The organism is Desulfosporomusa polytropa (assembly GCF_055380075.1).
This window is the reverse complement of record NZ_AP042400.1, coordinates 4,824,152-4,837,910: the sequence shown is the minus strand read 5'-3', so window position 1 is coordinate 4,837,910 and position 13,759 is coordinate 4,824,152. Positions and strand designations below refer to the sequence as shown.

At 44.4% G+C, this 13,759-nt stretch carries 13 protein-coding genes; all 13 read right to left on the bottom strand.

The genetic code is table 11. The features are described 5' to 3' along the window. Nucleotides 1-263: 263 nt before the first annotated feature. On the bottom strand, nucleotides 264-773 hold the full coding sequence (locus tag ACZ449_RS24265) for a nucleoside recognition domain-containing protein (protein WP_464258612.1): 510 nt from the start codon (nucleotides 771-773) through the stop codon (nucleotides 264-266). Continuing rightward, nucleotides 766-1,425: a nucleoside recognition domain-containing protein gene (locus tag ACZ449_RS24260; protein ID WP_464258611.1), complete on the bottom strand. Its 660-nt coding sequence runs from the start codon at nucleotides 1,423-1,425 to the stop codon at nucleotides 766-768. The genes ACZ449_RS24265 and ACZ449_RS24260 overlap by 8 nt, the downstream gene beginning before the upstream one ends. Nucleotides 1,426-1,498: 73 nt before the next feature. After that, the gene (locus tag ACZ449_RS24255; RefSeq protein ID WP_464258610.1) at nucleotides 1,499-2,665 is read right to left on the bottom strand and encodes a M20 family metallopeptidase; all 1,167 of its coding nucleotides are present in this window, start codon (nucleotides 2,663-2,665) and stop codon (nucleotides 1,499-1,501) included. Between the two features lie 231 nt (nucleotides 2,666-2,896). After that, nucleotides 2,897-3,802: a glycyl-radical enzyme activating protein gene (locus ACZ449_RS24250; RefSeq protein ID WP_464258609.1), complete on the bottom strand. Its 906-nt coding sequence runs from the start codon at nucleotides 3,800-3,802 to the stop codon at nucleotides 2,897-2,899. Beyond that, nucleotides 3,789-6,158, bottom strand: coding sequence for a glycyl radical protein (locus tag ACZ449_RS24245; protein ID WP_464258608.1), 2,370 nt, complete (start codon nucleotides 6,156-6,158; stop codon nucleotides 3,789-3,791). Before ACZ449_RS24245 ends, ACZ449_RS24250 begins: the two co-directional genes overlap by 14 nt. 114 nt (nucleotides 6,159-6,272) lie before the next feature. After that, a complete protein-coding gene (locus tag ACZ449_RS24240; RefSeq protein WP_464258607.1) occupies nucleotides 6,273-6,965 on the bottom strand; it encodes a GntR family transcriptional regulator in 693 nt (230 codons plus the stop codon). Nucleotides 6,966-7,097: 132 nt separating this feature from the next. Then, a complete protein-coding gene (locus tag ACZ449_RS24235; RefSeq protein WP_464258606.1) occupies nucleotides 7,098-7,619 on the bottom strand; it encodes a 2-oxoacid:acceptor oxidoreductase family protein in 522 nt (173 codons plus the stop codon). 1 nt (nucleotide 7,620) lies between these two features. Continuing rightward, entirely contained in the window at nucleotides 7,621-8,439 is an 819-nt protein-coding gene (locus ACZ449_RS24230; RefSeq protein ID WP_464258605.1) for a 2-oxoacid:ferredoxin oxidoreductase subunit beta, read from the bottom strand. A gap of 13 nt (nucleotides 8,440-8,452) precedes the next feature. After that, nucleotides 8,453-9,583: a 2-oxoacid:acceptor oxidoreductase subunit alpha gene (locus ACZ449_RS24225; RefSeq protein WP_464258604.1), complete on the bottom strand. Its 1,131-nt coding sequence runs from the start codon at nucleotides 9,581-9,583 to the stop codon at nucleotides 8,453-8,455. Nucleotides 9,584-9,609: 26 nt separating this feature from the next. After that, on the bottom strand, nucleotides 9,610-9,795 hold the full coding sequence (locus ACZ449_RS24220; RefSeq protein ID WP_464258603.1) for a 4Fe-4S dicluster domain-containing protein: 186 nt from the start codon (nucleotides 9,793-9,795) through the stop codon (nucleotides 9,610-9,612). Nucleotides 9,796-9,833: 38 nt separating this feature from the next. Further along, nucleotides 9,834-11,210: an FAD-binding oxidoreductase gene (locus tag ACZ449_RS24215; protein ID WP_464258602.1), complete on the bottom strand. Its 1,377-nt coding sequence runs from the start codon at nucleotides 11,208-11,210 to the stop codon at nucleotides 9,834-9,836. A gap of 12 nt (nucleotides 11,211-11,222) precedes the next feature. Continuing rightward, the gene (locus tag ACZ449_RS24210) at nucleotides 11,223-12,491 is read right to left on the bottom strand and encodes a (Fe-S)-binding protein (RefSeq protein WP_464258601.1); all 1,269 of its coding nucleotides are present in this window, start codon (nucleotides 12,489-12,491) and stop codon (nucleotides 11,223-11,225) included. Further along, nucleotides 12,492-13,655 carry an FAD-binding oxidoreductase gene (locus tag ACZ449_RS24205; protein ID WP_464258600.1) on the bottom strand — a complete coding sequence of 388 codons (1,164 nt, stop codon included), beginning with the start codon at nucleotides 13,653-13,655 and terminating at the stop codon, nucleotides 12,492-12,494. Nucleotides 13,656-13,759: the final 104 nt, after the last annotated feature.

Genomic DNA, 13,759 nt, shown 5'->3' with positions numbered 1-13,759 from the left:
TGTCTTAGGATTGTAGGTGAGAATAGTAACTAACATCCACCCGCTTGTATGTAATGGGAAAGAACGCTGCAACATCGGTAAATGCGTAAGATATGTAGGCTGCTGCTGTATTTCCGTCCATTGTTTTCATTTTTCTTTTCATAGTCTTCGTCAATCCTCCAAATCAAGCATGTATTGCGTTTCACTCATAGTTACAAAACCAAGGGGGCAGGCTTGTCTGGTTTAGCATACAAATTCTGCCCCCTCATCTCTCCCTGTAGAAATTATCCGTTTAATCCCATAACATTCAAAACCAATCTGGTCAACAACATAACAACCGCAGCATCTACAAGTGGAACACATATTAGCAGCGCATGCCATTTTCTATTGACGTTTGAGACAATTACAATACGCACAAAGTGACCAATCAGCGTTCCCATGGTTACACACGCTGGAAACAAGATAGTCGCCTGGGCAGCAGTGATAACGCCTTTAGAATATAGGGTAGCCGCGGTAGCACAGCCTGCGGCCTTAGCAAAGAAGGCAGCAACCAGAGCAAACACAGCCTCACCCGGCAGACCGAATACTGCCATTACTGGCTCAAGTATGCTACCTACAATCTTCATTAACCCGGTGATATCTAAAAATTGAATGAGTACATACGCCAAAACCATGGCCGGAGCAATCATTTCTGCGCCAATATAAAAACCTTTTTTAGCTCCCGCCACAAATTCTTCAACTATACTGGGTTTAACTTTCTGCAAATCCATTCCTGCGGCAGTCTGATTAGCCATTTGCTTCGCTCCCTTCTACCCTGTTTTTGGATGCATGCCATCTTAGATACAAGCGGACCAAATTAGCACCCATAACTTTAACAATAAAGATCAGCCCAATAATAATCCCCACCGGCAAAACGCTGATTGGCAGCAAGGCGGCTCCAGTGCCGAAGGTATTGGTAACCGGGGCGGACCCGGCATACTGGTAGGCGACAAATACTGCTCGTTCTTCTTCCGTCATCATCTCATCTTCCACTAATCCCTTAGTCATTACCGCCGCCACATCAGAACTGGTGAAGCTGCTGACGAAGGCCAGCCCGCTAGCACCCGGAATCCCCATGAAAGGTCGTAAAATAGGACGAAATAATACTTCAGCCGCCCGCAAAGCGCCAAGTGACTCGGCTACTTGAATACATCCCAGTGCAAACATCAGCGTCGGGAAAAGCGTCAAAGCAAACATGAAACCATCTCGTGCCCCGACACCTCCTTTGCCAGTAAAGATAACCCCCTTGGCTACTTGCCCAAAATCTCCAGTTAGTACCTGAAAATCCAACGCCCTCAAAGGGCCCTCAACCTTCGCAAACACCCCGGAAAAAGAAATAATCAAAATGATTAATGCTAACCAGCCCTTCCAGGTAACTTTGTACTTTTCCTGATTTTGCTCTGCCATGTGCTCTCCTCCTTAAATTAAAATATCTAATACACTAACAAAAATAATTACTCTGTATCCCAAATTTAGATAACTAAATGTTATCTAAATTAAGTACACAGGCAATTAACAGTTTGGCTCTTTCAAACAGGCTTTCGACAATGGCATATTCCTCCGGACTGTGATTGCGTCCGCCTTTTACTCCCATAGAACATACCGTCGGCACCCCTGCCAAAACCGTATAGGCCGAATCGGAAGCACCGCCCACCATCTTCGCATACGGCGTTCCAAAACCGTTTTCTTCATATGCTTTTTTCACTACTTCAAATAACTGTTTAACTCCATCCGTTGTTTTCATCGGCTTCATACCGTCCATAAAGGTCACCGTGGTGGTCGTACCTTCAATGTAAGTTTTGTTGCCAACGTCTTCGAGCTGTTTAATAAATTCAGGTAAGTTATCCGGGTTTTTATAGCGTACATCGATAAAAATCTTCGCATAATCGGGAATAGCAGTCGAGGTCTTTCCCCCTTGCATTACGCCTACATTAAAGGTGATGCCCTTTTCCCAATCCGTTAATTTTTGTACGTCGATAATCTTATGTGCTATTTCCAGGATTGCGCTCCGACCGTTTTCCGGATCATTGCCTGCATGTGCGGCGACACCTTTCACTTCCATCATAATCCGGGATACACCCTTACGCCCGACAACAATTCCATCGTCTACAAAGCCTGTCTCCATATTAAATGCCGCCCCATAGCCTTTTGCTTCCTTCATTAATAGATCCGGGGCATTAGAATTGGCGTGTAAAACCTCTTCATCCCCCGCCAAAAGGACTTTAATCGAACGTGAATCATAACCAATGGATTTCAAGGCTTTTACAGCATAAAGAGCAGCCACAATACCGCCTTTCATGTCGAGAACACCCGGTCCATAAGCTTTGCCGTCTTTTATAGTAAAAGGCCGCTCTGCAATTGCCCCTGCCGCAATAGCAGTATCCATATGTCCCAGAAAAATTATGCCTGGCTTGGAATGATTTTCACCAATCTCGCCAATCAGCATGCTACCGGCTTTTTCGAACTCGATCGTACGTGAAGCTGCTCCTTCGCCATCCAGAATCTTTTTAAAGCGGGCGGCAACTTTGTTAATTCCTTCTTTTTCATGCGGGCCGCCCTCCATCGTTACAACTTCCTTCCACAGTGATACCATTTCCTCACGATGGTCATCTACAAACTGAAATGCTTCCTGCTTTTTGTTAGTCATTTTTATCCTCCTATTATCTTTTTATATATTGGGAACGCTTTCTTACGTCCCAATATATCAATCAACGGTTAATTCTCAATATTTGAAGTTAATATATATTCTGTTAATTTTGCTGTAATAAAAGGTGCTTCAAACGAAGATGTTCTTTACTATTCTCCATTTAAAGCACCATTGCTTTACAAATAACCCTACAATCCTTTTTCTCGGAAACTGTTGATAGATATCACTAAACTACTTAAAATCTAAAATACGGATACCATAGGTCGATATTATTGTTTTTATGTCTTCAATTTTTGCATCATTGGGAGTTGTGAAAGTCTGACTATGACCTCCAACGGCACTGTACTTCGACTCACCAAAATCATGATAAGGAAGAAGTTCGACACCTTTCACCCGCGTATTTTTCTTAAGAAATTCGCACATACTTTTGATATTTTGCTCATTAGCGTTAACTTCTTCCATAAGCGGAACACGAACAATTGTATTCGGATGTATCTGCGATATCTGTGCGATGTTTTCTAAAATCGTATGGTTACTGACTCCAGTCATTTTCTTATGAGTCTCGTCGTCCATATGCTTGATATCCACAAAAATGCAATCTAAATATTCAATGATGTCTTTTACTTGCTCAAAATCAAAGTAAGCGCTCGTTTCGACAGCAGTATCTAATCCGAGTTGGTTACAAGCTACCACAAGTTGCCGCAAAAATTCAGGTTGAGCAAATGGTTCTCCCCCGGAAAATGTGACTCCACCTCCGGACTCCCGATAAAAGATAGCATCTCTTTTGATTACTTTTAGAACGTCTTCGACCGTCACTGTAGACCCTATTATCTTACGAGCACCTGTTGGGCATACTTCACAACACTTAGCACAGCCACAACATTTTTCACGATTAAAATGATTTATAGCTTTCTCTATCGTAATTGCGTTCGTACTACAAACAGAAATACAGCGATTACAGCCAACACATTTTTCTTGAAAAAACAACACTTCAGGTTTTTTATTCCAAGACTCCGGATTTGCACACCATTTACATCGCAGTGGACAGCCTTTTAGAAAAACAGTACTTCTAACTCCTTCGCCGTCATTAATCGACCATCGCTGTATTTGAAATATAGTACCTTTACATTGTTTCATAGGTAGTTCTTTCAATAATCGCATTCTGAGCTTCACGGGAAAGGTTGACAAATTGTGTACTATAACCTGCTACTCTGACAAGCAAGTCTTTGTAGTTTTCTGGGTGTTCCTGGGCTTTTCTCAATACTTCAGTGGAAATTACGTTAAATTGAACATGAAAAGCACCAAGTGCAAAATAGGCTCTAATGAGAGCTGCCAAATTTTTCAGGTTTCTGTCCGATTTCAATAGATCAGGAGCAAATTTCATATTCATCAATGTACCGCCAGAATGTACATCATGATTGATTTTAGCAACAGAACGCATTGAGGCAGTAGGACTTGTCAAATCAGTACCCGCATGTGGTGAAACTCCTTCAGTCAATGGGGTCTTTGCTTTTCTACCGTCTGGAGTTGCACCAATCACACTTCCACATGGAATATAATTGGAAATTCCCATGAATGCCGAAGTAAAAGGTGTTCCGAAATAATCTTTATAGGAATGCACTTCTCTATAATAAAAGTCAGTTATTTCTACAGCAATTGAGTCAACATAGTCATCATCATTGCCATACTTCGGACAAGCAAGTACTGCTTGTCTCATTTCCTCGTAACCTTTCCAGTCGGCAGCTAACGCTCTGTCAATCTCTTCTACTGTATATTTTTTATCCTCAAATACTAGTTTCTTAATCGCCGCCAAAGAGTTGGCCGAGTCAGCCACCCCAATTCCAGTAAATACTGGCGAAAGATTGTATTTAGCACCACCTTTACTAAGGTCCTTTCCCTTCTCCATGCAGCCATCGACAAGCATAGAGATATATGGTCTAGGCACCATTTCGGCATGAACCTGCTGAAGAGTAACTGAGCCGATAGCAGAATGCTTTATCAGGTAAGCAAGTTGTCTATAAAAGGCTGCTTTTACTTCTTCATAGCTCTTGAACTCAGAGACGGGGACTTCCTGGAGTCCCATATTTTCTCCTGTAATGCGGCTTCTGCCGCCATTCAATGCGTATTCAAGGGCAGCGGCCAAATTAATATTAACTGCTGACGTCCACTGGCCTATTTTTCTAAAGTGCGGTACTACACAGCCGCAGTTACTCCAGTCCCGCGCATCTTCAGGTGATAGTCCCTCCGCCAACAGCATTTGGGAACCAACCTTGTCGTTGTGTACTGCTGGAAACCCGGTCCCGACTCGAATCAGTTTACACACTGCTAATAGAAATTCATCCGGACTATCAGGATGAATTCGCACACTCAAACCTGGCTGATGTGTTTTTACGTTTTCAGTTGCTTTCAGACACATATAAGAAAGATCATTTGTTGCATCCCGACCATCTCTTGTTCTGCCACCTACGGTCAAATTTTGGAATGCATTATACCCAGCAAAAAATTTAGCCGTGTTACTTGAAATAGCCCATACCCATTCAGAAAGCTTAATCCAAAGTGCCTCAATCAGTTCTTGAGCTTCATCTTTAGTAATAGTACCTGCTTTTATATCATTGGAGTAATACGGATACATATATTGATCAAACCTGCCCAAATTTAATGCCAGGGAGTTTTCGGACAGTACTGAGCCCAGTTGAGTAAACCATACGGTCTGCAAAGCTTCGTAAAAATTTTCTGGGGGATGTTCCGGCACTTTCCGGCAAATTTTGGAAATTTCAAGCAGTTCTTCTTTTCGACAATCATCTGTTTCCGTTTGTGCCATTTCCATTGCTTTATCCGAATAGCGATGGGCCAGAGTGACAATTCCATCACAGACCAAAATGGCAGCACTGTAAAAATCAATCTTTTCTATTGCTTCAGCAGTAATCGGTTCCAAACTTGCCAAATGCTTGAGTGCCTCTTCTTTGAGCCCCTCAAACCCTTTTTTGAAAACGATATCTTGATAATCAGCAGTAATTTCGCCAACTGCGTTTCTCCACTTGGAATCATTGTCAATAATTCCAGTATCAATCAAAATTTTCGCCGTTTCTTTATTAAGGCGAGATAGAAAAGTTTCCTCCAGCGACTTGCCTTTCCAGTAAGGAAAAATTTCTTTACGCAATGTATCTTTTGCCTCCGCATCAATGCGGTAGGGGTCCTGATCCCGACTTTCAAACGAGTCCATTTCCTCTTCAACCCATTTCCAGGAATATTCCGGACAAACAACACCCGCCTTCAAAAATTCGCCGACGACCCCAACAATAAGTTCATTATCAAAAATGGTTACTGGAATACTTTTACATACAGCTTGAAATGCTTTCGCTCGCCGTATAATAACTGATTCACCTTCAGTATTTTTGTATGATGTCGTAAAAGCCACTGCCCGATGAACACTGATAGACGGCTTGGCATCTATATACGACTTCTTAAAACCTTCAATTCGTTTACTCGACATATATTTGTCCCTCCTTAAATTTGGATACACTTCTCAAAAATATACTAGTGCTAATTATTATTTTCGATTTTCGAAAATCGAAAATAATAATTAAAAGAATACCAAGTTAACCGCTTAACTTAAGTATTCAATTAAATTAACACTCGCATCAGCCATATGTTTGCGTAATAATTTTTGAGCACCTTTGATATCGCCTTTAGTGCAAGCATTTAGTAATGCGTGATGCTCTTCTTGCGATTTTGTCTGATAGTGCATCGCTGATAAGTATAAGCGCATATAACGTTCAACATTGTTATGCATATTTTGAATTAACGTAAGTAGTTTTGGCCTATTTGCGGGCCGATACAAAGTTTCGTGAAACTGCCAATTTAGTTCACCCCAGTGTTCACTCTGAGTTTCTTCATCTGCTTTTCTTAAAATTTCGTGCGCCTCAGCCAAATCTGCATCAGTCAAATTAGGAATAGCCAACTCTAGTGCCCCTAATTCTAAAAAAAGCCGTATGTCAAATATCTCCTTAGCTTCATCCGCGGATAATTCACTAACCACCGCCCCGCGGTTAGGATAAAAGCTCACCAATCCCTCTGCTTCCAGGCTTTTCAATGCTTCCCGCAGGGCACTCATGCTTACGTTAAATTTTGTAGCTAATTCTTCCTGCTTGAGCTGAACTCCCCCGCTAAGTTCCCCAGATAGAATGGATTCGCGAAGAATATTGGTAATCATACCAGGTAGCGTACGATATGATGTTTTTATCTGATTATTGAGTTTATAATTTTTCATGTCTTTACTATATAACTTTTTCTTGCGCATGTAAACCACATCTTCGAATGTATACATTATACATTCGAAGATGTGGTTGTATCACACTAACCATCTGTGCTCAAAGACTATTTTTAATAGACAACAACCTCTGGCGCTTAACTGCCAGAGGTTGTTGTTCACTTATACTGCCTGATAACCAATTTGCAATGCCTGTTTATTCATTTCCTCAGTACCTTTAGGTACGCGGGCAAGCACAGCTTTTTCGATAGCCTCAAGGCTGACAGCACTCGTAAGTTTGGTAATTGTCCCTAGTGCAACAATATTGGCGAACAGTTCCCGACCACATTTCTCTTTGGCCAATTGGGTGATAGAAACTGTATGTACATTTTTAAATCGCTCCGGTACTTCCCGGACAAGTGTACTATCTACAATGAGCAGTCCGTCGTCCTGCAAATCGGCACCGTATTTATTTAATGCTTCCTGAGTCATAGCCAGAAGCAGATTGGGGTTGGTTACTTTGGGATAGTGGATGCGTTTATCACTAATGATAACCTCTGACTTACTGGAGCCACCACGAGCTTCTGGTCCATAAGACTGGGACTGGATAGCTTCTTTACCATCACCAATGGCTGCCTCGGCAAGGATGATGCCGGCAAGAATTAATCCTTGACCGCCAGAGCCGCTTAATCTGATTTCCATCATACTAACGCCCCCCTCCCATCGCTTGTTTTATGACCTTGGCATATTCAGTAACATATTCAGGAGCAACTTCCTCATGTAAGAGGCCAATGAGAATTTTCCCGGCCACTTGTTCGGGGTTAAGCTTAGCGGCAGCTTCCACGGTAATAGTATTATCCCGCTGCCAGGCTAAAAGAGCGGCAGGTTTTGCTATCTTGTTCTGCCTGCCAAAAGAAATCGGGCAGCCTGTCATGGCTTCAACTACAGAAAAGCCTTCATGTGAAATTGCTTTGGCCACAAGTTCGGACAGTTGTTTAGCGTGATAGGTCGTTGACCGGGCAACAAAGGTAGCCCCTGCACCTTTAGCCAGCTGAGCTAAATCGAAGGCACGGTCGACGTTGCCATAAGGTGCCGTGGTGGCTTTCGCCATATGGGGTGTTAACGGCGAATATTGTCCGCCAGTCATACCATAGATATTGTTGTTATATACAATAAGAGTAATGTCGATATTCCTTCTAGCAGCATGGATGAAATGATTGCCGCCAATAGCAGTTGCATCGCCATCGCCACTGATAACAATAACTTTGTGATCTGGCTTGGCCAGCTTAATCCCAGTAGCAAACGGCAGTGCCCGACCATGTGCAGTGTGCAAGGTATCAAAATGCAGATAGCCGGGTGCCCGTGATGAACAGCCGATACCTGACACAATGGTTGTTTTATCCTGATCAAGTCCAAGCTTATCAATTGCCTTAACAATAGCGGCTGTTACAATGCCATTGCCACAGCCTGGACACCACATATGCGGCAGCTTGGGACGATAATATTTTTTCAATAATTCTTCCATGTTTGTTCCCTCCTTAGTTGGCCTCTTTAATGGCTGCTACCATTTCAGCAGGTGTGATTGGATCATTATTCCACTTGGGCAAGGACACAACCTTGGCCTGTCCGGCAACAATACGTTCTACCTCACCAACATACTGCCCATAGTTAAGTTCAGCCACAATAATGGTTTTAACTTTTTTCGCCAAAGCTTTAAGCTGTTTTTCCGGTGATGGCCAGATGGTGATCGGCCGGAATAAACCTGCCTTAATACCCTGCTCACGCGCCATTTCAATAGCAGCATAGGCTGTCCGGGCGGTGCCGCCGAAAGCCACTACGGCAATGTCAGCATCGTCAAGATTCTGCTCTTCAAAAGTAACAATATCATCAACATGATCATTGATTTTAGTATGCAGTCTGGCAATCAATTCATGGGAGGTGCTATTGGCGCCACTAGGGAAACCAGTATAATCATGAGCCAATCCGGTAACATGGAAACGGTAACCGTCGCCATAGGCCGGCATCGGCGGTACACCATCCTCCTCTGGCTTGTAGGGAAGAAACTCGCCTGGCGGCAACGTAGGTTTTTTACGGTTAACAATTTTCAGGCTGGCTTGGTCGGGAATCTCGATTTTTTCCCGCATATGACCAACAATCTCGTCAAGCAGGAGTACCACTGGTGTACGATATTTCTCGGCAAGATTAAATGCTTCTACTGTCAACGTGTAGCATTCCGGCACACTGGACGGACTGAGCGCAATAACGCCCCGGTCACCATGCGACCCCCAGCGTGCTTGCATGATATCAGCCTGCGCTGGTGAAGTCGGCTGACCAGTACTGGGACCAACCCGCTGCACATTGACAATGACACAAGGAACCTCAGCCATTGATGCATAACCAATTAATTCTTGTTTTAACGAAAATCCTGGGCCGCTGGTGGCCGTTAAGGACTTAACTCCGGTTAAGGCTGCGCCGATAGTAGCTGCCATCCCGGCAATTTCGTCTTCCATCTGGATAAAAGTACCGCCAACTTGCGGTAATCGTTTGGCCAATAGCTCAGCCACCTCAGTGGACGGTGTTATCGGATAGCCGGCAAAAAACCTGGCTCCGGCGGCAAGTGCGCCTTCTGCACAAGCACTATTTCCCTGCATAAGTAATGCTTTTGCCATAAGTACATTCCTCCGTTCGTTATAAGTTATTTATCTGTAATTAGATAGATAGCATAATCAGGACATCTGAGTTGACATTGCCCACAAGCAACACAATCATCAGGATTAGCAACCACAATCTTACCAAGTTCATCAAGCTTTAATACCTTTTTGGGACAAAGCTCGACACATATTGCACAACCTTTACAATATTTGGGCACGGTTTTTAGCATTTTGGTTCCTCCCATATCATGATTTCCAGCAAGCGCTGCTATGCAGTAAATAGCTTGCCAGGATTTAATAACCCTTGCGGGTCAATAACATTTTTGAGCGTTTTGCCAACAGCAAAACCTGTTTTCCCTGTCTCCCACTCTAAGAACGGAGCTTTCATATAACCAATACCATGTTCGCCTGACAGCGTGCCACCCAGTTCTAAAGCGGCCTTGAACAATTCCTCTACGGCCTGCTCTACCCGCTCCATTTCTTCGTGGTCATGCTTATTGCTTAAAATATTGGGATGGAGATTACCGTCACCTGCATGACCAAAAATAACCATCTTTAAGTTGTATTTTTGGGCTATCTCCCGCAGGCGGCGAACCATGGCCGGAATTTGACTGCGCGGTACAGTAGCATCCTCGGAAATTTTCGTCGGATTTATCTTGCCACAGGCTGGTGAAATAGCCCGGCGGGCGCGCCACAATTTATCAATATCTTCCGGCGTCGAAGCCGTCTGTATCTCGGTCGCACCGCATTTCTGGCACACCTTGATAACATGCTCAGCCTGTTTGACAATAGCCTTCGCACTGCCATCGACCTCAATTAAGAGAATGGCTTCCGCACTCACCGGCAGTCCTACCTTAAGATAATCCTCCACCGCCCGAATTGTCAAGTTGTCCATAATCTCCAGCGTAGTCGGTATGGTACCTGAGGCAATCATCTCACTTACCGTGCGAGCGGCATCATCAAGGCTGGTAAAAATGGCTAATAAGGTTTGTTTGGCACTCGGTTTGTCGACAAGTTTCAGATAAACCTTAGTAACAATACCCAGCGTTCCTTCAGAGCCAACAAGCAGCATTCCCCAGTCGGGACCAGCCATCTCGCTGTCAAATTTATTACCCAATTCGACGACACTGCCATCAGGTAAAACTACTTCCATCCCTAGCACATAGTCCCTGGTAATGCCATACTTAACTCCGCGAGGCCCACCGGCACATTCAGCAATATTGCCACCGATGGTTGAGGTTTTGGCACTGGCCGGATCAGGCGGATAGAAGAGCCCAGCCTGGGTTACAGCATTAACAAAATCCTGGGTAATCACACCTGTCTCCACTACAGCCACCCGGTTTGCCGTATCAATATCAATAATCTTGTTAAGCCGGGTGAGAACAAGACTAATTCCACCCTTTAGCGGAACTGACCCACCAGATAAGCCGGTAGCCGCCCCTCTAGCCGTTATCGGCACATTGTAATTTCCGGCTAACTTGACAATATCAGCAATCTCAGCCACACTACCAGGTTTAACGACCACATCTGGGGGAAAGTCCCGAAAAGTGGCATCAAATGAGTAACAAATTCGATCTTCTAGCTGATCCATAACATATTGAGCACCAACCAAACGTCTTAGCTCAACAATCACTTGTTGCTGCATCTTCTCGTCCTCCTAATCCAGGCCGTAAGCCTTAGCAATAATTTCGGCTGTATGTACTACCTTCATCTGGCTGTGTCGCTGACCTAGGCCGTCAGTAATATGCATCCGACAAGCCGAACAGCCGGTAGCCAAAATTGTGGCTCCCGTCTTTTCAGCGTTATCTAGCTTCCAATCATTGATAGTACGAGAAACATCATAGTGCGACATGCTGAAGGTACCACCTGCGCCGCAGCATTTGGCAGCATCCTTCATTTCGGTGTAGTCCACGCCCGGAAGAGCCTGCAGCAGCTGCCGTGGTTCTTTCGACACTCCCATACCTCTAACAAGGTGACAAGGATCATGATAAGTAATCTTAGCTCTTACCTCGCGCAAATCCTGCTTGATTCCTTCACTAACAACAAATTCTGTTATATCTTTTACTTTTTCCGACATATTTTCCCACAATTGTTTTATTTCTGGATCTTCAATAATAGCACCATATTCGTGCTTTAAAGCCGCGCCGCAGGACGCACAGCCCGTAATGATACCATCGTAATTGCCGGCTGCAAGCAGCTTAACGTTTTCTTCTGCTAAATATCGTCCTACCTGATAGTCGCCAGAGGTAAAGGCTGGTGTGCCGCAGCAACTTTGCTTGGCTGGAATAACTACCTCGACATTATGAGCCTTAAGAATTTTGACAATAGCTTCGCCTGATTCGGGATAGACGTAGTTGAGCATACAGCCTGTATAAAATGCCACCCTGGCCTTAGGCGCAGCTACCGTATTGATTTCCGGTAACCGACTTCGCAAGGGTGTGGTTGCAAGTGGTGGAATGATTCGCCGTTGTCCGAGTCCAGCGCCAGGCAAGGGAATCCGTGCCAGCTTTCCCCTGCCATCAGGAGCATCTTTAAAGACAAGCCCCTGGAACAAGGAACCCATTTTGAGTCCCAAATCAAACAGCTTGCGATAGGTCAGGCCGGTAAACGCCAGTCTTTTCACCAATGGTAACCCGTTTTGGACAGCCAGAGCCCTCCTGGCGCTTAAGAATAGCTCGTCTGTTTTTACACCTGACGGGCAGCCTACAGCACAGGCTTTACATAATAAGCATTTAGACATTCTGGCTTGCAGTTCAGGCGTTAACGCTAATTTTCCTTCACTAACAGCTTCTAACAGTTTAACCTTGCCTCTAGCTGTGGTATTTTCATTATCTGAGACTTGAAATACCGGGCAGACAGAGCGGCATGTGCCGCAGCGAATACACTTAACCAATTGTTGTTGCCATTCTTCATACTTGCGCTCCATTTATTTCACCCCCGGTAAAATCAGGCGGTTTAATATCTGTTTCGGGTCAAATGCAATTTTTGCCTGCTGCTCAAGTTCTGCCAGGACGCCACTTGCTCCTTTGCCGGTAAGACGGTCATATTTGCCAGAAGAAATACCGCTAACCTGCTTTACTGCTGTAGTAACCAACTCAAGGAAAGCATCGTTTGGCTCGGCCGCTGCAAATGCAATGTTGAGCTTACCTTCTGACGCTTGGCCAAACAGACCGGCTTGAACACCACTATTCTTAGTTATTTCGTAAAATGCCTTGATAAATTCTGCCTGGCAGGTAAAAGGTAGTTTATATTCATCGGTTAGTATATATTTGTCGGAAGAACGATAGAGCACGCTCCACTGAGCCGGCATTTGCCCAACTCCCTCATAAGACTCCCGGATTGTCCCGTCATACTTATTGCTAAGGATTGTTGCACTATGATGTTGTTCTGCTGCTTCTTCCTGCAAGCCATCAAATTCCAGCATAACAAGCTGCCCTTGTAAATCATTTTGAAAAACAGCTTGCACATTGTGGTCAATCCAGAGCAAGTAAGCCGGAACCATATGGCTTTCCTTAAGGTCTTTGACAAAGGCAAGCATTTCGTCCACGCCGACAAAAGTAATCGCCAACCCTCTACGCGTTTCAGGTAAGGGCAGCAGTTTCAGCAAAAACGTAGCCGCTATCCCATAATCGGTAAATGGCGCATTAAAAAAACGGGTAAAATCATAACCGGTAACATTCTTGACGGTTTTCCCACCTGTTTTCAAAAGCTCACCTGTCGGCAGCACAACCTCTGACCCCATCAGGAAATGCTTAGTGTTCCCATACTTTAAACTGGATAGATTAGAACAGCCTTCATAAAATAACTGCCCTACTGTTTTGTCATGGTAAAATGGGGTGTCCGCAGGCAAAAAACGCAGACCTTGCTTAGCTAATCTGCCTGCCAGCGTACCCAATTTGACACCTGGTCTGACAGTTGCAACAAGGTTAGCCGCATCAATTTCCAGAATTTCATCCAACTTTGACAAGTCGATGGTTACTCCCTCAGGCTGGCCTTGCCTGTAAACATATAGTAGACTGCCCATCTCAGATGCTGTCCGTAACACGTGCTGCAGCTCCTCAATGGACTGAGGATACACTGATTGGCTCACGTGAATACCTCCTTTAAGAGCTAGTTCTGTACGCGGTAAGTACTCCTAATACGTTCTTTTCACAAGGCCAGCCGTACCTTTCGGTACGGCTGCCTTGTAATAAG

Coding starts and splice junctions, on each gene's coding strand:
- ACZ449_RS24225 (WP_464258604.1), bottom strand. CDS start 9,583: ATGGCAAAAGCATTACTTATGCAGGGAAATAGTGCTTGTGCAGAAGGC.
- ACZ449_RS24230 (WP_464258605.1), bottom strand. CDS start 8,439: ATGGAAGAATTATTGAAAAAATATTATCGTCCCAAGCTGCCGCATATG.
- ACZ449_RS24235 (WP_464258606.1), bottom strand. CDS start 7,619: ATGATGGAAATCAGATTAAGCGGCTCTGGCGGTCAAGGATTAATTCTT.
- ACZ449_RS24220 (WP_464258603.1), bottom strand. CDS start 9,795: ATGCTAAAAACCGTGCCCAAATATTGTAAAGGTTGTGCAATATGTGTC.
- ACZ449_RS24255 (WP_464258610.1), bottom strand. CDS start 2,665: ATGACTAACAAAAAGCAGGAAGCATTTCAGTTTGTAGATGACCATCGT.
- ACZ449_RS24250 (WP_464258609.1), bottom strand. CDS start 3,802: ATGAAACAATGTAAAGGTACTATATTTCAAATACAGCGATGGTCGATT.
- ACZ449_RS24260 (WP_464258611.1), bottom strand. CDS start 1,425: ATGGCAGAGCAAAATCAGGAAAAGTACAAAGTTACCTGGAAGGGCTGG.
- ACZ449_RS24240 (WP_464258607.1), bottom strand. CDS start 6,965: ATGCGCAAGAAAAAGTTATATAGTAAAGACATGAAAAATTATAAACTC.
- ACZ449_RS24245 (WP_464258608.1), bottom strand. CDS start 6,158: ATGTCGAGTAAACGAATTGAAGGTTTTAAGAAGTCGTATATAGATGCC.
- ACZ449_RS24215 (WP_464258602.1), bottom strand. CDS start 11,210: ATGCAGCAACAAGTGATTGTTGAGCTAAGACGTTTGGTTGGTGCTCAA.
- ACZ449_RS24210 (WP_464258601.1), bottom strand. CDS start 12,491: ATGGAGCGCAAGTATGAAGAATGGCAACAACAATTGGTTAAGTGTATT.
- ACZ449_RS24265 (WP_464258612.1), bottom strand. CDS start 773: ATGGCTAATCAGACTGCCGCAGGAATGGATTTGCAGAAAGTTAAACCC.